Consider the following 20,358-nt stretch of genomic DNA (forward strand, 5'->3'; position numbering starts at 1 on the left):
AGACCGAATCAGACCCGACCCACACACGCGAGGATAAGCCTCCCCCTCGCTTTTCAGAATCTCGGCGCTCCCAGGCCTACCCTTCGCGCCCTCACCGCTACAGGTGCCTCATGCTTTTGATGTTGGATAACTACGACTCCTTCACCTACAACCTGGTGCAGTATTTCGGCGAACTCGGCGAAGACGTCCGCGTCGCCCGCAATGACCAGATCACGCTGGATGAAATCGCCGCGCTGCGACCGGATCGCATCTGCGTGTCGCCAGGCCCGTGCTCGCCGGCCGAGGCCGGCGTGTCAGTACCGCTCATCCAGCGCTTTGCTGGCGAAGTGCCTATTCTGGGCGTGTGCCTGGGCCATCAGGCCATCGGCGCCGCCCATGGCGGACGCATCGTGCGCGCGCAGCAGATCATGCACGGCAAAACGGTTCAGATCACCCACACCGGCACCGATATATTCACAGACCTGCCCTCCCCCTACACGGTCATCCGCTACAACTCGCTGACCATCGATCCCGCCACACTGCCCGAGTGCCTGGAAGTCACGGCCACCGCGCCGGATGGCGACATCATGGGGGTTCGTCATAAAACCTTGCCCATTTACGGCGTACAGTTCCATCCGGAATCGGTGTTGAGCGAACACGGGCACGCCATGCTGCAAAACTTTTTGAATATCTGATCCTCGGGGAATACCTTTATGTCTATCACCTGCACCGAAGCGCTCGTACGCTGCATCGAGCACCGCGAAATCTTCCACGATGAAATGCTGCACCTGATGCGCATGCTGATGCGCGGCGAGTTGTCCCCGCAGATGGCCAGCGCTCTCATCATGGGTTTGCGCGTCAAGAAAGAAACCATCGGCGAGATCACCGCGGCGGCGCAGGTCATGCGCGAATTCGCCACGCCGGTCGTCACCCCCAACCCCGAAGACCTGCTGGATATGTGCGGCACGGGCGGCGACGGCAGCCATACCTTCAACATTTCTACCGCCGCCATGTTTGTCGCGGCAGCCGCTGGCGTGCCCATCGCCAAACACGGCGGGCGCAGCGCCTCGTCGTCCTCGGGTAGCGCCGACGTGCTCGAAGCCCTGGGTGCCAACCTGGAGCTGAGCCCGGAACAAGTCGCCGAATGCCTGCAGGCGACCGGCATCGGTTTCATGTATGCCCCCGCCCACCACAGTGCCATGAAAAACGTCGCCCCTATCCGCAAGGAACTGGGCGTGCGCACGATCTTCAACATCCTGGGCCCGCTCACCAACCCGGCGGGCGCGGCCAATCAGCTGATGGGCGTATTCCACCCCGATCTGGTCGGCATCCAGGTACGCGTCTTGCAGCGGCTGGGCTCGCGCCATGTGCTGATCGTGCATGGTCGTGACGGCATGGACGAGGCATCGCTGGGCAGTGCCACCCTGGTGGGCGAACTGAAAGACGGACAAGTCCGCGAGTACGAGATCCACCCCGAAGACTACGGCCTGGCGATGGTGTCTAATCGAGCCATCAAAGTCAGCAATCGCGAGGAATCGCGTGAGCTGGTCATCGAAGCGCTGGATAATGTCGAAGGCGTGGCGCGCGACATCGTGGCCTTTAACGCGGGGCTGGCGATTTATGCAGGCAATAAGGCCGACAATATCGGCGAAGCTCTTTCGCTGGCATTTGAAACCTTGTCTAATGGCTCGGCGCGCGCCAAGTTGGAAGAATTCTGCGCCTATACCCGGAAATTTTTGAAATGAACGACATTCTTGCGAAGATCCTGGCCGTCAAAGCCGAGGAAGTCGCCACGGCTCGCCAGTTGCGCAGCGAAGCAGAACTGCTGCGCGAAGCACAGGCCCGCCAAGACGTACGAGGCTTTGCCCAGGCTATCGAAGACAAAATCGCCCAGGGTCACGCCGGGGTCATCGCCGAAGTCAAAAAGGCCTCGCCCTCCAAGGGCGTGCTGCGCGAAAACTTCGATCCGGCCGCCATCGCCGCCACCTATGCCGTGCATGGCGCGGCCTGCCTGTCGGTGCTGACGGACGTGCAGTTCTTCCAGGGTTCGCATGACAATCTGCGCCGCGCGCGCGCGGCCTGCCCGCTGCCCGTGCTGCGCAAAGACTTCATTGTCGATACCTACCAAGTGATCTCCGCCCGCGCCATGGGTGCCGACTGCGTGCTGTTGATCGTGGCGGCCTTGGCGCCCAATCAGCTGCGCGACCTGGAACAGCTGGCGATGGAACTGGGCATGGATGTGCTAGTCGAGGTGCACGATGCCGAGGAACTGGATACGGCGCTGTCGCTCAAGACCAATCTGATTGGTATCAACAACCGCAATCTGCGTACGTTCGAGACCAGCCTGCAGAACACGATCGACCTGCTGCCGCGCATCCCCGCCGGCAAGCGCGTGGTGACTGAAAGCGGCATTCTGAGCCGCGATGACGTGCAGTTGATGCGCAAGCACGACGTGCACGCGTTCCTGGTGGGCGAGGCATTCATGCGCGCCGAGGACCCGGGCGCGGAGCTGGCACGACTCATGCGCTGATCCAGCTGCGAACGCTCGCGTCTGGCGCAGCGCATTCCGGAGACCAACATGTCGCGATACTTGAAAGCCTTTACACTTCGACCGCCTGTCCTGGCGGCATTGGCGCTCGCCGGACTATTGTCGGGCTGCGCACTCGGCGACAACCCGGGCCCGCCGCATCCCGGCGCGGTCAATCCCTATAGCAATGGCGGCTTCCACGACGCCGGGCCAAACTATCCAGACACAGGGAGATGACGGCACGGCGCCACTGAGCGGCTGTATGACGTGCGCGGTCATTTGCCCCCGGACACTTCGATAAACGACCCCGTCGTATAGCCCGCCTCGTCCGAGCAGAACCACATCACGGCGCCAGCTACTTCCTCGACCGTGCCGCCGCGCTGCAGCGGGATGGAGCTGGCCAACCGATCCACGCGCCCTGGCTCGCCGCCACTGGCATGCATCTCGGTATAGATCGTTCCGGGCCGCACCCCATTCACGCGAATCTGATCAGCGGCGACTTCTTTGGACAAGCCGATGGTCAATGTGTCCATGGCGCCCTTGGACGCCGCGTAGTCGATGTATTCGCCCGGCGACCCCAGGCGCGAGGCCACCGACGAGACATTAACGATGGAGCCGCCGCGTCCGCCATGCCGGGGCGCCATGCGTCGCACCGCTTCGCGACAGCACACCATCGCGCTCACGACGTTGGTGGTCAGGATGCGGGTCATGCGCGCCGCATCCATATCCTCCAGACGGCATTGCGTCTCCAGCACGCCCGCATTATTGATCAACGCATCGACACGCCCCAGCTCGCGGTCGACGGTTTTAAAAAGCTGCACCACCTGACCCTCGTCAGCGACATCGGCCGCCACCGCGATGGCCTGGCCACCCTCGGCCTCGATGGCGCGCACCACCTCGTCGGCCGCATCGCTGCGCTGGCGATAGTTCACGCAGACCGCATAACCGCGTCGCGCAGCCAGACGCGCTACCGCCGCGCCGATACCCCGGCTACCGCCGGTGACGATCATGACTTTCCGAGATTCAGACACGCCTTGCTCCTTGCCGTGATGCGCGCTCGCGTCCATCCGCGCAGCGCCTCAACCCCGACAGTACACCAGTTGAGCAGGATATTGAGGGCTGCTGCGGCCAAGCGCCGTGCGCACGCAGTACCATGACGTTTTTCACTCGCCCGGCACCGCCATGCAAGACACCACGCACCAGCTTTCCATGACCATCCTGATGACGCCGGATATGGCGAATTTTGCCGGGAATGTGCACGGCGGCACGATTCTGAAGTACCTGGACCAGGTGGCCTACGCTTGCGCGAGCCGTTACGCCGGCCAGTATGTCGTGACGCTGTCGGTCGATCAGGTGATGTTCCGGCAACCCATTCATGTGGGAGAGCTGGTGACCTTTCTGGCCTCGGTCAACTACACCGGCAGGACCTCAATGGAAATCGGTATCAAGGTGATCACCGAGGACATTCGCAAACAAGTCGTGCGTCACGCCAACAGCTGCTATTTCACGATGGTGGCGGTGGACGAAAACGGGCAGCCCACGCCCGTGCCGCAGCTGGAGCTGAAAACCCTGGAACAGCGCCAGCGCTACGAGGCAGCGCGCCAGCGGCGCGAATTGCGTCAAGCGATGGAACGGCACCACGAAGAGATCAAGCAGCGGGTACAAGACCCGGTGCCGGGGGCCGCGTCGTAACGCTGCCGGTGCGCCCGCATCGGGATTGGCTCGTACCGACAGCCTCCAAATGTGTCGCCCGGACACAACGAATCCGGCAAAACCGGGTTGGGATTTTCCCTAATCAGAATGTCGGCGGTGCTTCGGGTGGTGCGACCGAGGCGCCTTGGATGCCGTGGCGCTTCATCGCCTCGGCGACGAAGCCGCTGGCTTTCATATCCTCTACAAACGCGACCAGAAATGCCGCCGCGCGCGCATCGCGCCCCTTGGGTAGACCCATGGCCTGACGGATCACCATAAAACGTCCCGGCAGCAGCCGCACGCCACCGACGCGCTGCGCATCGGCTTCCAATTGTTGTTTCACTCCCGCGGCCACCTCCAGGTTCTGCGCCAAGAACGTCTCGACGACCGCGGGCGAACTGGGTGCGCGTACGATCTCCGCCTGCTTTAACTCGCGCGTCAGGTACAGGTCATAGGCGCTGCCCTTGCCGACCACGACACGATGTCCGGCACGATCCACCTCGTCGTTTTCTCGCAGCGGCGAATCCTGCCTGACCAGGTAGGCCCCTTCGATCAGCACGTAGGGCGCGGTAAAGCGAATGCCTGCGCCACGCACGGGATCCACCGCGAAAAACCCGATGTCGGCGCTCTCCGCCGTGACGGCGTCCACCGACTTGCCCGCCGTGTCGAACACCACGAGTTCCAATTCGAGCCCAATCCGCCGGGCAAACTCACGTGCCAGATCGATGGACACGCCCGCGGGTTCGCCGGCCGCATTACGCCCCGCCAAAATAGGATTACCAAGGTTGATCGAAGCGCGCAGGCGCCCCGTGGGCGCGAACGCCGCGCGTATTTCCGGAAGGATGTCCATCTGATGGTCGCTTTTACAAAGAGTTGACGGGCACAGCTGACGCCGTCACTGTAAACAATAAAGCGCAGCATGGGACATCACATTGTCCGCGCCGACTAATCGGGGACGTTTTCCACACGGGCAGCGCCGTCGCGACAACGCGATATTCAGGCGCCGGATCCCTATAAAAGCAGGCTTTGCGCACAGCGTATTGGGCCAGATAGGGACATACCCGAAGGTTCAATACTTAGAGGATTCACCAACAGAAATCCCAAGTACATCGTGATACGATCCACCCCGACTTGGACTTTGCGTGCTGGTGGCGCGTGACATGTCCGGACGCTTGTGCACCCGAATATGGCTCGAATTGCCGCGCCATATTTTTTTTGTTCTGGTCCAAGCTGCTTGCGTCCTTAGACATTGCGTGGCCATTAACCGTGCCGAAGCAGTAGGCATGACACAATACGGAGACCTTCTATGCAGCTAAGGAATAAGCAAGATTTCTGGGCAGGAGCGATGTTTACGCTGCTTGGCCTGGGTTTTGCGTTCATCGCCACTCAGTATCAAATGGGAACGTCTGCCCGCATGGGCCCAGGCTATTTCCCCTTCTGGCTAGGCATCTGTCTGGCCGTACTGGGCGCGGTCGTCGCGCTGGGCGCCATGTCGCCCAAGGCCACCAAGACCACGGTGGATCGCTTCGACTTCAAAATCCTGTTCATCATTATCGGCTCCGTCATTCTGTTCGGCGCCTTGCTGCGGCCGCTCGGTCTGTATCTCTCGCTGTTCCTGCTCGTCATGGCCAGCAGTGTGGCCAGCTACGAGTACAGCTTCCGCGTCGCGCTGGTCAACGCCATCTTCCTGGTGGTGTTCTGCTGGCTGGCGTTCATCAAGGGCTTGGGATTGATTTTCCCGCTATGGCCGTCGTTTCTGGGCATGAACTAAAACACACGGGGAAGAGAGACAATCATGGAATTGATGGAACACTTGGCGCTCGGTTTTTCCGTAGCGTTCACGCCTGAGAACCTGCTGTACGCCTTGCTGGGCTGCATTCTGGGCACCCTGGTCGGCGTATTGCCTGGCTTGGGGCCCGTGCCCACCATCGCGATGCTGCTGCCGATCACCTATGTGCTGCCGCCGGTGGCTGGCCTGATCATGCTGGCCGGGATTTACTACGGTACGCAGTATGGCGGCTCCACCACCGCGATTCTGGTTAACCTGCCAGGCGAAACCTCAGCGGTGGTGACCGTGCTCGACGGTCACCAGATGGCACGTAATGGCCGTGCGGGCGCGGCGCTGTCGCTGGCGGCTATCGGGTCGTTCTTTGCCGGTTGCGTGGCCACGCTGCTGATCGCCGCGTTCGCGCCTCCGCTGTCGGAAATCGCCTTCAAGTTCGGTCCCGCCGAATACTTCTCGCTGATGACCCTGGGTCTGATCGGTGCCGTGGTGCTGGCCTCGGGTTCGCTGCCCAAGGCAATCTGCATGATTCTGCTGGGCCTGCTGCTGGGCATGGTGGGTACCGACGTGAACTCGGGCGTGGCGCGCTATGACTTCGGCATCCCCGAGCTGCAAGACGGTATCGACTTCGCCATCGTGGCCATGGGCGTGTTTGGTTTCGCAGAGATCCTGTCGAACCTGGAGCAAAAAGAAAACCGCGTCCAGCTCGAAGACAAGATCGGCTCGCTTTACCCCAACAAGCAGGAAATCCGTGAAGCGGTCCCGGCCATCGTTCGCGGCACGGCGCTGGGCTCGGTTCTGGGTATCCTGCCCGGCGGCGGTTCTGTGCTGTCGGCGTTCGCCTCCTACACCCTGGAAAAGAAACTGTCCAAGGAACCGGAACGCTTCGGTAAAGGCCACCCCGCAGGTCTGGCTGGTCCCGAATCGGCCAACAACGCCGGCGCACAGGCTTCGTTTATCCCGCTCTTGACCTTGGGTATCCCGGGTAACGCCGTGATGGCGCTGATGGTGGGCGCGATGACGATCCACAACATTCAGCCCGGCCCGCAGGTCATGACCAGCCACCCGGAACTGTTCTGGGGTCTGATCGCCTCCATGTGGATCGGTAACCTGATGCTGGTGGTGCTCAACCTGCCGCTGATCGGCGTTTGGGTCAAGCTGCTGAAAGTGCCCTATCGCATCCTGTTCCCGGCCATTCTGGTGTTCTGCACGATCGGCGTGTACTCGTTGAACTACAACGTGTTCGACATCTACGTCACCGCGATCTTCGGCATCATCGGCTATATCTGGGCCAAGCTGAAGTGCGAAGGCGCCCCGCTGCTGCTGGGTCTGGTGCTGGGACCCATGATGGAAGAAAACTTCCGTCGTGCCCTGCTGCTGTCGCGCGGCGATTTCACGACGTTTGTGACGCGGCCATTGTCGGCCTCGTTGCTGGGTGCGGCGTTGATCCTTGTCGTGCTCGTGGCCCTGCCGTCGATTCGCAAGAAGCGTCAGGAAGCCTTCGTCGAAGAAGACTGATGCATCGAGGGCAGCGCGGGGTTCGCCCCGGGTTGCCCCGGTCACGGCATTGCGATGACCGGTCGCTTGAATCGGTGAACAAAAAGGCCTGGGATGTCACATCCCAGGCCTTTTCTATTTGATACTGCCACGGGGTCGGCGCGTGGCACCGACCCTGCAGTCCCGGCGATCAGCGCGGCGTCAGCGGTGCCGGCGCGGTGGGAGATGCCGGGTTCGGCACGTTGGGCGCGGACGATCCGTTGGGCTGCGCGGCAGAAGCTTGATCACCGCGGATCTTGGCCGCAATTTCGGATGCCGCCTGGGCCGAGGGCACACCAAAGGCCAATACACCCCGATTGAGCGTCTCGGCGATGCGCGGCGCGGCCACCAGTTCGCGATCAATCACCAGGGCCAGCATATTGCCGACGTTCTGGTTGCTCACATCGTTGAGCTTGCGCGCACCGCCTTCGGTAAAGCGCAGGCCCACATAGTTTTGTCCATCACGATCAACCAGCGCCGCCGCCTCGCTCAGATCCGCACGCGTGAGCGCGGGCTGACGCTCCAGGAACAGCGAGCCGTCCGGCACCTTGATTTCCATCAGGCCAGGAGCCGAAGCGGTACGGGCCACATAAAACTCAACCGAGGAAGCCGTCACCGCCTGACCTTGCGCCTGCGTCGACTGCGCCGCTTCGTCGGTCTTGGCCGTTTGCTTGGGCGAGGTCTGGCAGCCTGCGAGCGCGAACGTGAGTACGGCCACTGCGGGCGCTAACTTGCGCATAGTGAATTGCATGGTGATTATTCCTTTTTGATTGATACAAGGGTACTGCGGATCAGCGCCCCGCCTGAGTTCCAATTTACAAAAAGTGTAGCGGGCTGGCGAGGGTCACAATAGTTTCATCCGTGTGCAGTTGTAAACCGTAAGGACAAACGACATCCCTTAAGCAGTCTATACTCATTCCCACGCAGGGGTACTCGTCGCGCAGTGATGGCGACGTGTTGAGAGAGTCCCTTCGTACCAGTACGGATAATGCCGATGCTGGGAGCGTCTTCCAATGCCACGCCGGCGGGTTCGCCCTGCCCGGTCACGCCTGGAATTCCCCCCGTTCGGCTCCAACGTCTTTTTGGAGCATTCAATGAACCCCTCCCCGAAGTTCGTCGCGGCCACAGCGGCCGTCGATGCAGCAGTCACTGTCCCTTTTCCCCAATCACGCAAGGTCTACGTCACGGGCTCGCGCGCGGACATACGCGTGCCGTTTCGGGAAATCGCGCAAAGCCCGGCACCTGCCCAGTATGGCGGCACACAACATCCCCCGCTGACGGCCTACGACACCAGCGGCCCCTACACGGACCCCGAGGCGAAGATCGATATCCAACAAGGCCTGCCCGCGCTGCGCGAGCCCTGGATTGCCGATCGGGACGACACCGAACGACTGCAAGGCCCCACCAGCGCCTATGGCCGCGCCCGGCTCGAGGATATCGCCACCTCGGCCATGCGCTTTATCGCGCAGCGCCCGCCACGGCGCGCGCGGCACGGACATAACGTCACGCAAATGCACTATGCGCGGCGCGGTATCGTGACGCCCGAGATGGAGTTCGTGGCCTTGCGCGAAAACCTGCGCCGTGAGCACGATCTGGAGGCGCTTCGCGCGACCGGCCCGCAAGGCGAAAAACTCGCGCAGAGGCTGGCACGGCAACATCCGGGGCAGTCGTTTGGCGCGGCATTGCCCGCCGTGATCACGCCCGAGTTCGTGCGCGATGAAGTCGCACGTGGGCGAGCCATTATTCCCGCCAACGTGAACCACCCGGAACTCGAACCGATGATCATCGGGCGCAATTTTCTGGTCAAGGTCAATGCCAACATCGGCAACTCGGCCGTGAGTTCCGGCGTGGGCGAGGAAGTCGAGAAAATGACCTGGGCGACCCGCTGGGGCGCCGATACGGTGATGGATCTTTCCACCGGCAAACACATTCATGAGACGCGTGAATGGATCATCCGCAATTCACCGGTGCCCATTGGGACGGTACCTATTTATCAGGCGCTGGAAAAGGTCGGCGGTAAAGCCGAAGAACTCAGCTGGGAGATCTTTCGCGATACGCTGATCGAACAGGCTGAACAGGGCGTGGACTATTTCACCATCCATGCCGGCGTACGACTGCCGTTTATTCCATTGACCACGGATCGCCTGACCGGGATCGTGTCGCGCGGCGGGGCCATCATGGCGCAATGGTGTCTCGCCCATCACCGAGAGAGCTTTTTGTACGAGCACTTCGAAGACATCTGCGAGATCATGAAAGCTTACGACGTCAGCTTTTCGCTTGGCGATGGCCTGCGTCCTGGCTCTGGCTATGATGCCAATGACGCCGCGCAATTCGCGGAGCTAAAGACCCTGGGCGAACTCGCACAGGTCGCGTGGAAACACGATGTACAGGTGATGATCGAAGGCCCCGGCCATGTGCCGATGCACTTGATCCAGGAAAACATGACGCTGCAGCTCGAGCATTGTCATGAGGCGCCTTTCTATACGCTGGGGCCGCTGACCACGGACATTGCCCCCGGCTACGACCACATCACCTCAGGCATCGGCGCGGCGATGATCGCGTGGTATGGCACGGCCATGCTTTGCTATGTCACGCCCAAGGAACATCTGGGGCTACCCAACAAGCAAGACGTCAAGGACGGACTGATCACCTACAAGATCGCCGCCCATGCCGCCGATCTCGCGAAGGGACACCCCGGCGCTGCGATGCGCGATAACGCGCTTTCGAAAGCGCGATACGAGTTCCGTTGGGAGGATCAATTCAACCTCAGCCTGGACCCCGATACCGCGCGCAAGTTTCACGATGAGACCTTGCCCAAGGACTCGATGAAGACGGCGCAATTCTGCTCGATGTGTGGTCCTCAGTTCTGCAGCATGAAGATCACGCAGAACGTGCGCGATGATGCCAGCGCCCCGCAGCCCATCCAGAGCGATGCGATCATCGCGGAGGTCAGCGTTCCGGCGCCATCGCCGGCCGCGTTGCAGCAACCGATCTTGTTTGAATCGAAGCGACGTTGATCAAAGGGTGGCGTCAGGGTGACGCCACCATGCATGGTGCGCGCGCATCTGGCCCCGGTATTCACCCGCGCGCGCTCATACGGTGCCTATGCACCTGCTGAGTGCGTCAACTCCAATCGGCCCATCGTTGACGCACTCACCCTTACAGCAGCTTGCCCGGATTCAGGATCCCAGCGGGATCGAACAGCCGCTTGATATCGCGCATCAAACGCAGCTCCAGCGGGTCCTTGCTATGCAGGAAGTGATCGCGCTTGAGCTGGCCGATCCCATGCTCGGCGCTGATGCTGCCGCCATAGCGATTGACCTCATCCAGCACGATATCGGTTACGGCATCGCCCTGCTGCTGCGCCCACTCGCGCGGCGCGCCCGCCGGACGCGACAAGTTGTAGTGCAGATTGCCGTCGCCGAAATGGCCAAAGATAAACGGACGGATATCGGGATACGCCTCGCGCACGCGCTTTTCGGCCGACTCCATGAAGGCGGGGATCTGTTCGATAGGCAGCGAGATATCGTGCTTTAAATGCGGACCGTCCGCACGCTGCGCCTCGGAGATTTCTTCACGCAGCTTCCACAGCGCTTGCAGCTGCGCCATCGAGGTCGATACCGCCGCATCCAGGCACAGTTCGCGTTCGAGCGCCGCACCCATCACGTTTTCCAACAATGCATTCAACGCGTCTTCGTCGGCGGTGTCGGCCAGCTCCATCAACACATAGCCGGGATAACGCTGTGCGAACGGCTCCTGCACGCCTTGCGCATGTGCGAGCACGAGGTCCACGCAGTCGCCGGTGAAAAACTCATAGGCTTGCAGACGTGGGCCGCACTGATCGTTGACGAGTTCAGCGAGTTCCAATGCCTGCTGCGGCGATTGCACCGCGGCCAACACGACAGACCGTACGCTATTGCGGGGGAAGAGCCGCAACGCCACCGCCGTGATGACGCCCAAGGTGCCTTCGGCGCCGATTAATAACTGCTTCAGATCGTAGCCGGTGTTGTCCTTGCGTAGGGTGCGCAGGCCGTGAAAAATCTCGCCCGTTGGCAACACGGCCTCGATGCCCAAGACCAGCTCGCGCGTCATGCCATAGCGCACCACGTTCACACCGCCCGCATTGGTGGAGACGTTGCCGCCGATCTGACATGAATCCTCGGCGGCGAGGCTCAACGGCAGCATACGGTTGGCCTCCTCCGCCACGCGCCGCAGATTGCCGAGTATGCACCCTGCCTCTGCCACCAGCGTATTGGCGATCGTGTCGACAGAACGCACCTTGTTCATGCGATCCAACGACAGCACGACGTTGGCCGGTGCGCCGTCGGGCGTCGCGCCACCGCAAAGGCCAGTATTGCCCCCACGTGGCACGACCGGCACCCCCGCCTGCTGACAAAGCGCCAGACACTTGGCGACCTCTTCCGTGGTGCGAGGGCGCACGACGGCCTGCGCCTGACCCTTGTACAGGCCACGCCAGTCGGTTAACCACGGCTCGATGTCATCAGGCGCGGTGAATACGGTGTCTGGCCCCAACGCCTCGATCAGGCGCTGCGAGAAATCGGAAGTCGTCATGGTGTCTGTCCGGTAGATAAAGATGTAGCCTCGGTCGAGTGGCCAGATGCGCCGTCCACCTCGGAAAGATTCAATGCGAGCCGAGCCGCGGCGCGCCGCAAATGCCGCCGCGCCGCCTGCCGGGCCAACGCCGCATCGCCCGCGACGATGGCCTGATGCACGGCGACGTGTTCTTGATGGACCTCGTCCACGCTTGCCGATGGATGCTGCAGCGTGTTTTCGCGCGCCATGCGCACGGCGGCTCGTACCTGCAGATTCAAATACTGCAGCAGCTGCTGGTAGTAGGCGTTATGCGTGGCCACGGCAATCGCGGCATGAAACGCGATGTCGTGCTCGACCGCGAGCTCGGGATGATGCAAATGCTGCTCGAGCAAAGTCAGGCAGCGCTGCATTTCGGCCAGATCCGCGGCATCGCGGCGCAACGCCGCTAACGCCGCCGCGCTGCCTTCGAGCTCCATCCGCAACTCGAACACATCGGCCAGTTGCTGCCGTGTCAACAAGCTGCGCCCAGGCACCTGAAAACCGCCGCTGGCCGTACGCGCAATCACCGTGCAACCCGCACCCTGTCGGCTCGCCACCAGGCCCTGCGCGCGCAGCCGCTCCGTCGCTTCGCGGATCACGGCGGCACTGACGCCATAGCGCTGGGCGAGCGCTTTGCCGGTCGGAAGCTTCCCGCCCACGGGATGCACGCCAGCGGCGATCTCTGCCACCAGTTGGCTCGCTACCTGCTCGGTAAGGGTTGTGGATTTCGTCAGCATCCAACGATTGTAGAAGAATTTTCAGGTTATCTGAAAACTTTGTGAAGCACAGGTGGTGCAAGTCTGCGTGTTGGGCGCGGGTGGGCAGCGTGGCCAGGCCGAGCCGTATAACGCCGCGGTGCTGGTGCTTGTGGTGGATTTGGTATGTGTTTGCGTGGGCCAGTCAGGCTAGACCCACAATGATGCTAAAGCGCACGATCCGCGCTCACGCGGCCACCGCGTGATGTTCCCGATCCTTGCACACCTCGCACTCTGGATCGCGGCGCACGTTCACGCTACGCCACTGCATCGTGCGCACATCCAGCCACAGCAGCCGGCCAGACAGGCTCTCACCGATACCGGCCAGCAGCTTCAACGCTTCGGCCGCCTGCATGGCGCCGATGATGCCAACCAGCGGCGCGAAAACCCCGGTCGTGGCGCAGTTAACGGCCTCGACATCATCCGCTTCGGGAAACAAACAGTGATAGCACGGCGCGTCATCATGGCGCAGGTCGTACACGCTCACCTGCCCGTCGAACCGGATCGCCGCGCCGGACACGAGCGGCTTGCGATGATGCACGCAGGCGCGATTGATGGCGTGCCGGGTTTTGAAGTTATCCGTGCAATCGAGCACCAGATCGGCTGCAGCGACGGCCTCGTCCAACTTCACACCGTCCAGCCGCTCCACGCGCGCGGTCACGTGGGTTTCGGGATTGAACGCGGCCAGCATGTCGCGCCCCGATTCGGCCTTGGGCCGGCCCACGCTCGATTCCACATGCAGGATCTGGCGTTGCAGGTTGCTCAGCTCGACAATGTCATCGTCGGCCAGCGTGATATCGCCCACGCCGGCGGTAGTCAGATAGAGCGCGGCAGGCGAACCCAGGCCCCCTGCCCCGACCACCAGCACCCGGGCGGAGAGAAAGCGTTCCTGCCCCTCGATGCCCAGCTCGTCCAAAAGGATATGCCGGGCGTATCGGAGTAACTGTTGGTCGTTCATTTGCTCAACCGCCGGTCGATCATTTCTTCTGAGCGGGCTCCACGCCATTGGGCGTGATGGTCTTGCGTTCGGTTTCGCCGCTAAGCGTCGGCTTGGCATTGGCCTGCGCCTGCGCGCGGGCCGAGCCCTTTTGCACGGGTTTGCCGGCCAGCAGATTCAGTGCTTGTTGCAGCTGGAAGTCATCCTTGCCACCAAATTCAAAGACTTTGCCGGCTGGGGGCGGCGGCACATCCTCGTCCAACATCGATTTCACTTCTTCGGCCTGACTATTGGACAGGTGACGCTGCAGGTCGGCTTCACGCGGCAGGCGGAACAAATCGCCTTCGGCCGTGTCGGCGACCACATAGTCCGGTTCGATGCCGGTAGCCTGAATCGAACGGCCCTTAGGCGTGAAATAACGCGAGGTGGTGAGTTTCACGCCCGTGTCCTGGCTCAGCGGCAGGATGATTTGCACCGAGCCCTTGCCAAACGTGCGGTTGCCCAAGACCTTGGCGCGCTTATAGTCTTGCAGCGCACCCGCCACGATTTCGGAAGCCGAGGCCGAGCCTACGTTGACCAGCACCACCATCGGCACGGTCTTCACCCATGCAGGCAGACCGGCCAGATAGTTGCCCTCGCCGCGCGAGTATTCGGCGGGCGTTGCCATGTATTTGTGTTTGGAATCCGGCGTGCGGCCATCGGTGGACACGATCAACACATCCGGCGGCAGGAAGGCGGCCGCTACACCGATAGCGCTGGTCAAGAGGCCGCCCGGATCATTGCGCAGATCCAGGATCAGACCCTTGGGCGCGCCCTTGGCACCAAGTTCCTTCAGATGGCGCGCGAGATCGGAGCCCGTTTTTTCCTGGAACTGAGCGATGCGAACATAGCCAATGTCGCCGTCGAGCATCTTGCTGCGCACGCTGCGCACCTTGATGACGTCGCGCACGATCTTGACCACGATGGGCTGCGGATTATCCGCGCGCATCAGCGTGAGCGTGATGGGCGTTTTAGGCGCACCGCGCATGAGCTTGACCGCTTCGTTCAACGCCATCCCCTTGGTGGGGGTGTCATCGATCTTGATGATCAAGTCGCCCGCCATCACGCCCGCGCGCGCGGCCGGGGTGTCTTCAATGGGCGAGATCACTTTGACAAAGCCGTCTTCGGATCCGACCTCTATGCCCAGGCCGCCGAATTCGCCTTGCGTCGTGCTCTGCATATCGCGGAAGGCATCGGCATCCAGATACGCCGAGTGCGGGTCCAAGTTGGACACCATGCCCGAGATCGCATTGTCGATCAGCGTCTTGTCATCGACCGCCTCGACGTAGTTGTTCTTGATCGCGGCGAAAACATTGCTCAGTTGCCGCAGTTCATCCAACGGCAATGGGCTGCCCCGTTGCGCGATGGCGGACACGCCTACACTAAGCAGGACGCCCGCTACCACGCCGATAGCTATCAAACCGAAACCACGAAACTTGCGAGTGCTCATGCACACTTCCTGATGTTGAGCCGGATTTAAAGAGCCAACCATTGGGTTGGATCGACCGGAGTGCCTCGATATCGAATTTCAAAGTATAGGCCCGATTCCACCTGTCCGCCGGTGGAGCCCACTGTGGCGATGGTGTCGCCCGCCGCAATGGAGTCGCCCACCTGCTTGAGCAGGCTCTGGTTGTAGGCATATACCGTCATATATTGTTTGCCGTGATCGATGATGATCAGGTTACCAAAGCCGCGCAGCCAATTGGCATAAACCACGGTGCCGGGTGCGACGGCCTTGACTGGCGTGCCGGCCGATGTCCGCAACACGATGCCGCGCCAAACACCGCCATCCGGACGATCCACGCCAAATCGGCCTTGCACCGCGCCGCGCACGGGCGGCGTCATGCCATGCCGCAGGCCACCTCCGGTGACGGGCGGTGGTGGCGCGCTGCGGGCCACGGGCGGCGGGCGACGTTCGGCTTCCGTATCGCCAGCGCTGGTCTCGCTGCGCGCGTCATCGTCTGCCGCGGTCGCCCGGCTTGGGGACGTGCGGGTCGAGGACGCGCTCGATGTGGCGGCTGGGGCCGGCGTGGGCGCGGTGCGCACCTCGCCAGAACTGACAGGACGCAAATCGCCGAAATCTCCGAGTGCCACGTTGCCGCGCGCGCGGGCTTGACGCTCCTGCTCGCGTGCGGCTTCGACTTGCTCGCGTGCCAAGGCGGCGGCACGCTCGGCTTTTTCGCGCTCGGCCTGCGCGGCGGCACGAGCCTGTTCAGTCTTGGCCGCGAGCGCGGCGCGTTCGGCTTCAGCCTGCGCTTTCGCGGCGGCCGCGGCACGGGCGGCGGCGGCCTGACGTTCGGCCTCGGCCTTGATGCGAGCTTCTTCGGCAAGCCGCGCCTGCTCGGCCCGGCGCACGGCCTCGGCACGCAAACGGGCCTCTTCGGCACGCTTGGCGGCGGCGGCTTGCTCGGCAATGGCTTTTTCCAGATCGACAATCAGCGTGGACAAGCGGCTGTCGTCGCGCCCTAACTTGCGCGCCTCGGCCCGCTGCGCGGCGATCTGGCCTTCCAGTTCGGCGACCAGGGTGGCGTGCTCGGACTGCTGTTTGACGAGCTCGGTCTTTTGTTTGGAGGTCTCTTCGACCGTACGCGCGAGGTCCGCGCGGCGCGACTCCGCGCGCTGTTGTAGCGACGCCAGGCGCTCCAGATCGGCGCGCAGGCTCTGGACGGCCTCGGCGCGGGCGCGCGATACATAGCCCAGGTAACCGAGGTTGCGACCCAATTGTTGAGGATCATCGCCCGATAGCAGGGCGGTCCACGGCGACAAGCCGCTCGCGTATTGCGTGCGCAGCTGATCGCTTAATTCGCTGCGGCGCTGCTGCAAGGCTTGCTGCTGCGACTGGATTTGTTTTTCCAGGCTGAGCAGATCGTCTTCGGCCCGATCCTGTTCAGCCTGCAATTCCCTCAAGCGGCGATTGATGCGCGAGATCGAGAGCTCGGAGGCCTTGAGCGAATCCACGGCTTCGCTGCGCGCGGCCTCGCGGTCCTCCAGCGATTTATGGAGCGCGTCGATCCGATCGCGCAAGGCCGCTTGCTGCCGTTCGGCTTCGGACTGGCGAATTGCCAGATCCGAGGGCGCCGCGATGCCCGGCAGTGGGGCCGAGCCCACCACCATCGCCAACAGCAAACCGGCCATCCACCGCATCTATCAGTCCTTTTTCGCCTTGCCCTGGGCAGCCACGGCCGCCATCGCGGCTTCGATTTCCGCGGCATCGCCCAGATAGTAATGGCGGATCGGGCGCAGGTCTGCATCCAATTCGTACACGAGGGGCTGACCGGTCGGGATGTTCAGGCCCACGATGTCGTCATCGGAGATATTGTCCAGATGCTTGATCAGCGCGCGCAGGCTGTTGCCGTGCGCGGCGACCAGCACGCGGCGTCCGGCGCGGATGGCCGGGGCGATGGAGTCGTTCCAGAACGGCAGCACACGCGCGACGGTGTCTTGCAGGCACTCGGTAGCAGGCAGCTGATCGGCCGGGATCTTGGCGTAGCGCTTGTCGAAACGCGGGTGACGTTCATCGTCCAGCGCCAGGGGGTCCGGGGCGATGGCGTACGCACGGCGCCAGATCAGGACTTGCTCGTCGCCATACTTCGCGGCGGTTTCGGATTTGTTCAGGCCTTGCAGATTGCCGTAGTGGCGCTCGTTCAGACGCCAGCTATTGCCCACCGGGGTGTACATCGCGTCCATGGCATCCAGCGTGATCCACAGCGTGCGGATGGCGCGCTTGAGGACGGAGGTAAAGGCCACATCGAACTCGAAGCCTTCCTTCTTGAGCAGCTCACCGGCTTTGCGGGCCTGCTCGCGGCCGGTGTCCGTCAGGTCGACGTCGGTCCAGCCGGTAAAACGGTTTTCAAGGTTCCATTGGCTTTCGCCGTGACGCATCAAAACGAGTTTGTACATGGTTTTTGGCCACCCAAAGGCAGGCTCGTGGTTAATGAATGCGCTCATTTTATAATTGAGCGATTTGCTCCTGGTTTTTCCCGTCGCCAACCGGGGTCCGGCGCGCGCCTATGGCGCTTTGCCGTGAACCCAGTATGATGCGGGTCCCGATCAGGCTCGCCGTTTCCGACGAGTGCTGCGTATTGTGCTAGCTCGTCTCCCTTTGAGGAACCTCTGTGGATCTTCTGCAATTCTTGGTAGCTAAAGAAAACATTTTCATCGTCGCGGTCGCCGTGGTCTCCGGCGTGCTGTTGGCGTTCCCGTCGCTGCGTAAAGGCCGTGGCGGCAAGGGCCTGTCCACGGCCGAAGCCATTCAGCTGATCAACCAACGCCAAGGGGTTTGGGTCGATGTGCGCCCCGCCGAACAATTCCGCGCCGGACATATCGCACAGGCACGCAGCTTGCCAGCTGCCGAAATCGAGCAAAAAGCCAGCGCGCTGCCGAAAAACAAGCCGCTATTGCTCGTTTGCGAAACGGGCCGCGATTCCAATCGCATTGCTGCTCGTCTGCGCGCCCTGGGCTTTGCCGACGTCTCTGTTCTCGAAGGCGGCATGCGTGCCTGGACCGGAGCCGGCCTGCCCGTCACCCAGAAACCTTAAGGAGCCTCGCATGACCAAAGTCGTGATGTATGCCAAGGATTACTGCCCCTACTGCTCGCGCGCCAAGGCCTTGCTGACCGAACGCGGCGTGACGGACCTGGAGATCATCCACATCGATCAGGATCCCGCCCAGCGCGACGTCATGATCGAGCGCACCGGTCGCCGCACCGTGCCGCAGATCTTTATCGGCGAAAAACATGTGGGTGGCTGCGATGACCTCATCGCGCTGGACCGCTCGGGTGGCCTCGTGCCCCTGCTCAACGGCTGACGGCCCGCGCCGAAAGCCTTTCTATTTGCTCACTCCTAACCGGAATTACTCATGGCTGAACAGGATCAAAACACCCAGCAGACAGGCGAACAAGCCCCTGCGTTCAACATGCAGCGCGTCTACCTGAAAGACCTGTCTGTGGAAATGCCCAACGCCCCGCACGTGTTCCTGGAACAAGAACAGCCGCAAGTCGAGGTCAGCATCAACGTGGGCGGTCAGCGTCTGGCCGAAACGATTTTCGAATCGACCGTGACCGCCACCGTCACCACCCGCGTCAACGACAAGGTCATGTACCTGGTCGAAGGCACGCAAGCCGGTATCTTTGAACTGGCCAACATCCCGGCCGAGCAAATGGATCCGCTGTTGGGCATCGTGTGCCCGACCATGCTGTATCCCTACCTGCGCGCCAACATCGCCGATGCGATCACGCGCACCTCGCTGCCCGCCCTGCACCTGGCCGAAGTGAACTTCCAGGCCTTGTACGAGCAGCGCATCGCCGAGCTGGCGCAGCAGCAGCAACAACAAGGCAACGCTAACGGCGCGGATTCGGGCATCATCCTGCCCCCGGGCGCAACCCGCCAATAATTCCGCTGTCACGATGACCCCGCCGTCCGTTCCTCTGAACATCGCCGTTCTCGGCGCGGGCAGCTGGGGCACGGCGCTGGCCGCCGCGGCCAGCCGCCGCCATCTGACCACCCTGTGGGCGCGTGACGCCGCACAGGCGCAGGCAATGGCGCAATCGCACGAAAACGCGCGCTATCTCCCCGATATCGCCTTGCCCGGTTCGTTGGCGATCACGCACGAGCTGGACGCGGCTCTTGCGCCGCTGGCTGCCGCACCCGAGCAATCGCTGATCATCCTCGGTGTGCCCGTGGCCGGCCTCGATAGTATTTGCCGCGAACTGGCCAACCGCTTAACCGCGCTGAATTTACACAACGTCCCGGTCGTCTGGACCTGTAAGGGGTTCGAGGCCGAAACGGCCCGCCTTCCGCATGAAATGGTGGTGGAGACCTTGGGCCGCGCCGGCATCCCGGGCGGCGTCTTGTCAGGGCCGTCCTTCGCACGGGAAGTCGCGCAAGGTCTGCCCGTGGCGCTGACTGTCGCCAGCGTCCATGAAAATGTCCGACTTGCCACCACCACGGCTTTGCATGGCGGCGCCGTACGCGTGTATTCCAGCACGGACATCGTCGGCGTCGAACTGGGCGGCGCGCTGAAAAACGTCATCGCCGTGGCTTGCGGCATTGCCGACGGCCTGGCGCTGGGCACCAACGCCCGTGCCGCGCTGATCACGCGCGGCCTGGCGGAAATGAGCCGATTCGGCGTGGCGCTAGGCGCTCAACCCGAAACCTTTGCCGGCCTGACCGGCTTGGGCGATTTAGTGCTGACCGCGACCGGCGAACTCTCGCGCAATCGGCGCGTCGGTCTGGAAATCGGTGCCGGACGCAAGCTCGCCGACATCCTCGCCAGCGGCATGACTGCCGAGGGGGTGCGCTGCGCGCGCGCCGCGCTGCAGCGCGCCCAGTCGCTCGGCGTCGAGCTGCCCATCACCGAAGCCGTCTGCGCCGTGCTGTTCGACGGCGTCGCTCCTGTTACTGCCGTCTCTGCGCTCCTGGCGCGCGAAGCCCGCCTGGAAACCTGATTCCCGATGCACACGCGCGACCGCGAGTGCGCTACGCTTCTTTACCCCTCTATCGACTAGAAAGAGTCCAAC

At 62.5% G+C, this 20,358-nt stretch carries 21 protein-coding genes; 12 read left to right on the forward strand and 9 right to left on the reverse strand.

Annotated features, from left to right (window positions below; translation table 11 throughout):
- Window positions 1-110 precede the first annotated feature (110 nt).
- The 4 genes from GOQ28_RS10275 to GOQ28_RS10290 are packed head-to-tail and all read left to right on the forward strand — an operon-like array spanning window position 111 to window position 2,743.
- Window positions 111-674: an aminodeoxychorismate/anthranilate synthase component II gene (locus tag GOQ28_RS10275; RefSeq protein WP_160356364.1), complete on the forward strand. Its 564-nt coding sequence runs from the start codon at window positions 111-113 to the stop codon at window positions 672-674.
- An 18-nt stretch (window positions 675-692) separates the two neighbouring features.
- Complete coding sequence (gene trpD / locus GOQ28_RS10280) at window positions 693-1,724, forward strand: anthranilate phosphoribosyltransferase (protein ID WP_160349932.1); 1,032 nt, start codon at window positions 693-695, stop codon at window positions 1,722-1,724.
- Window positions 1,721-2,509: an indole-3-glycerol phosphate synthase TrpC gene (gene trpC / locus GOQ28_RS10285; RefSeq protein ID WP_160356365.1), complete on the forward strand. Its 789-nt coding sequence runs from the start codon at window positions 1,721-1,723 to the stop codon at window positions 2,507-2,509. The genes trpD and trpC overlap by 4 nt, the downstream gene beginning before the upstream one ends.
- Before the next feature lie 48 nt (window positions 2,510-2,557).
- Window positions 2,558-2,743, forward strand: a complete 186-nt coding sequence (locus tag GOQ28_RS10290; protein ID WP_160349930.1) for a hypothetical protein — start codon at window positions 2,558-2,560, stop codon at window positions 2,741-2,743.
- Between the two features lie 38 nt (window positions 2,744-2,781).
- Here GOQ28_RS10290 and GOQ28_RS10295 read toward each other — a convergent pair whose 3' ends face one another.
- On the reverse strand, window positions 2,782-3,573 hold the full coding sequence (locus GOQ28_RS10295; protein ID WP_160349929.1) for an SDR family oxidoreductase: 792 nt from the start codon (window positions 3,571-3,573) through the stop codon (window positions 2,782-2,784).
- Window positions 3,574-3,688: 115 nt separating this feature from the next.
- On the opposite strand from GOQ28_RS10295, the gene GOQ28_RS10300 reads away from it, so the two are divergent.
- The gene (locus GOQ28_RS10300; RefSeq protein WP_160349928.1) at window positions 3,689-4,198 is read left to right on the forward strand and encodes an acyl-CoA thioesterase; all 510 of its coding nucleotides are present in this window, start codon (window positions 3,689-3,691) and stop codon (window positions 4,196-4,198) included.
- Between the two features lie 103 nt (window positions 4,199-4,301).
- On the opposite strand, the gene GOQ28_RS10305 is transcribed toward GOQ28_RS10300, so the two are convergent.
- Window positions 4,302-5,048 (reverse strand): ABC transporter substrate-binding protein, encoded by a 747-nt coding sequence (locus GOQ28_RS10305; RefSeq protein WP_160356366.1) that lies wholly within the window; start codon window positions 5,046-5,048, stop codon window positions 4,302-4,304.
- A gap of 456 nt (window positions 5,049-5,504) precedes the next feature.
- Between GOQ28_RS10305 and GOQ28_RS10310 the strand changes: the two genes are divergently transcribed.
- Both GOQ28_RS10310 and GOQ28_RS10315 read left to right on the forward strand, forming a co-directional pair.
- Entirely contained in the window at window positions 5,505-5,969 is a 465-nt protein-coding gene (locus GOQ28_RS10310; protein WP_160349926.1) for a tripartite tricarboxylate transporter TctB family protein, read from the forward strand.
- A 24-nt stretch (window positions 5,970-5,993) separates the two neighbouring features.
- Window positions 5,994-7,499 (forward strand): tripartite tricarboxylate transporter permease, encoded by a 1,506-nt coding sequence (locus tag GOQ28_RS10315; protein ID WP_160349925.1) that lies wholly within the window; start codon window positions 5,994-5,996, stop codon window positions 7,497-7,499.
- A gap of 169 nt (window positions 7,500-7,668) precedes the next feature.
- Here GOQ28_RS10315 and GOQ28_RS10320 read toward each other — a convergent pair whose 3' ends face one another.
- Window positions 7,669-8,268 (reverse strand): SecDF P1 head subdomain-containing protein, encoded by a 600-nt coding sequence (locus GOQ28_RS10320; protein WP_160349924.1) that lies wholly within the window; start codon window positions 8,266-8,268, stop codon window positions 7,669-7,671.
- Between the two features lie 343 nt (window positions 8,269-8,611).
- Here GOQ28_RS10320 and thiC point away from each other — a divergent pair, with 343 nt between their 5' ends.
- Complete coding sequence (gene thiC / locus GOQ28_RS10325) at window positions 8,612-10,534, forward strand: phosphomethylpyrimidine synthase ThiC (RefSeq protein WP_160356367.1); 1,923 nt, start codon at window positions 8,612-8,614, stop codon at window positions 10,532-10,534.
- A 142-nt stretch (window positions 10,535-10,676) separates the two neighbouring features.
- Here the strand turns inward: thiC and GOQ28_RS10330 are convergent, their stop codons facing one another.
- The 6 genes from GOQ28_RS10330 to gpmA all read right to left on the reverse strand — a co-directional run bounded on the left by GOQ28_RS10330 (window position 10,677) and on the right by gpmA (window position 17,741).
- On the reverse strand, window positions 10,677-12,089 hold the full coding sequence (locus GOQ28_RS10330; RefSeq protein ID WP_160349922.1) for an FAD-binding oxidoreductase: 1,413 nt from the start codon (window positions 12,087-12,089) through the stop codon (window positions 10,677-10,679).
- Complete coding sequence (locus GOQ28_RS10335) at window positions 12,086-12,847, reverse strand: FadR/GntR family transcriptional regulator (protein WP_160356368.1); 762 nt, start codon at window positions 12,845-12,847, stop codon at window positions 12,086-12,088. The genes GOQ28_RS10330 and GOQ28_RS10335 overlap by 4 nt, the downstream gene beginning before the upstream one ends.
- Before the next feature lie 205 nt (window positions 12,848-13,052).
- On the reverse strand, window positions 13,053-13,823 hold the full coding sequence (locus GOQ28_RS10340) for a HesA/MoeB/ThiF family protein (RefSeq protein WP_160356369.1): 771 nt from the start codon (window positions 13,821-13,823) through the stop codon (window positions 13,053-13,055).
- Window positions 13,824-13,842: 19 nt separating this feature from the next.
- A complete protein-coding gene (locus GOQ28_RS10345) occupies window positions 13,843-15,291 on the reverse strand; it encodes a S41 family peptidase (protein ID WP_160356370.1) in 1,449 nt (482 codons plus the stop codon).
- Window positions 15,292-15,317: 26 nt separating this feature from the next.
- Complete coding sequence (locus GOQ28_RS10350) at window positions 15,318-16,985, reverse strand: murein hydrolase activator EnvC family protein (RefSeq protein ID WP_160356371.1); 1,668 nt, start codon at window positions 16,983-16,985, stop codon at window positions 15,318-15,320.
- A 3-nt stretch (window positions 16,986-16,988) separates the two neighbouring features.
- The gene (gene gpmA, locus GOQ28_RS10355; protein WP_160356372.1) at window positions 16,989-17,741 is read right to left on the reverse strand and encodes a 2,3-diphosphoglycerate-dependent phosphoglycerate mutase; all 753 of its coding nucleotides are present in this window, start codon (window positions 17,739-17,741) and stop codon (window positions 16,989-16,991) included.
- 215 nt (window positions 17,742-17,956) lie between these two features.
- Here gpmA and GOQ28_RS10360 point away from each other — a divergent pair, with 215 nt between their 5' ends.
- From GOQ28_RS10360 to GOQ28_RS10375, 4 genes are read left to right on the forward strand one after another with little or no spacing between them, the layout of a single operon-like run.
- Window positions 17,957-18,379, forward strand: coding sequence for a rhodanese-like domain-containing protein (locus tag GOQ28_RS10360; RefSeq protein ID WP_160349916.1), 423 nt, complete (start codon window positions 17,957-17,959; stop codon window positions 18,377-18,379).
- 10 nt (window positions 18,380-18,389) lie between these two features.
- Window positions 18,390-18,647 (forward strand): glutaredoxin 3, encoded by a 258-nt coding sequence (grxC, locus tag GOQ28_RS10365; protein WP_160349915.1) that lies wholly within the window; start codon window positions 18,390-18,392, stop codon window positions 18,645-18,647.
- A 51-nt stretch (window positions 18,648-18,698) separates the two neighbouring features.
- Window positions 18,699-19,232 (forward strand): protein-export chaperone SecB, encoded by a 534-nt coding sequence (secB, locus tag GOQ28_RS10370; protein WP_160349914.1) that lies wholly within the window; start codon window positions 18,699-18,701, stop codon window positions 19,230-19,232.
- 13 nt (window positions 19,233-19,245) lie between these two features.
- Complete coding sequence (locus GOQ28_RS10375) at window positions 19,246-20,286, forward strand: NAD(P)H-dependent glycerol-3-phosphate dehydrogenase (RefSeq protein WP_160356373.1); 1,041 nt, start codon at window positions 19,246-19,248, stop codon at window positions 20,284-20,286.
- Window positions 20,287-20,358 lie beyond the last annotated feature (72 nt).

This window comes from Bordetella sp. 02P26C-1, assembly GCF_009763255.1.
Taxonomy (GTDB): domain Bacteria; phylum Pseudomonadota; class Gammaproteobacteria; order Burkholderiales; family Burkholderiaceae_B; genus Bordetella_A.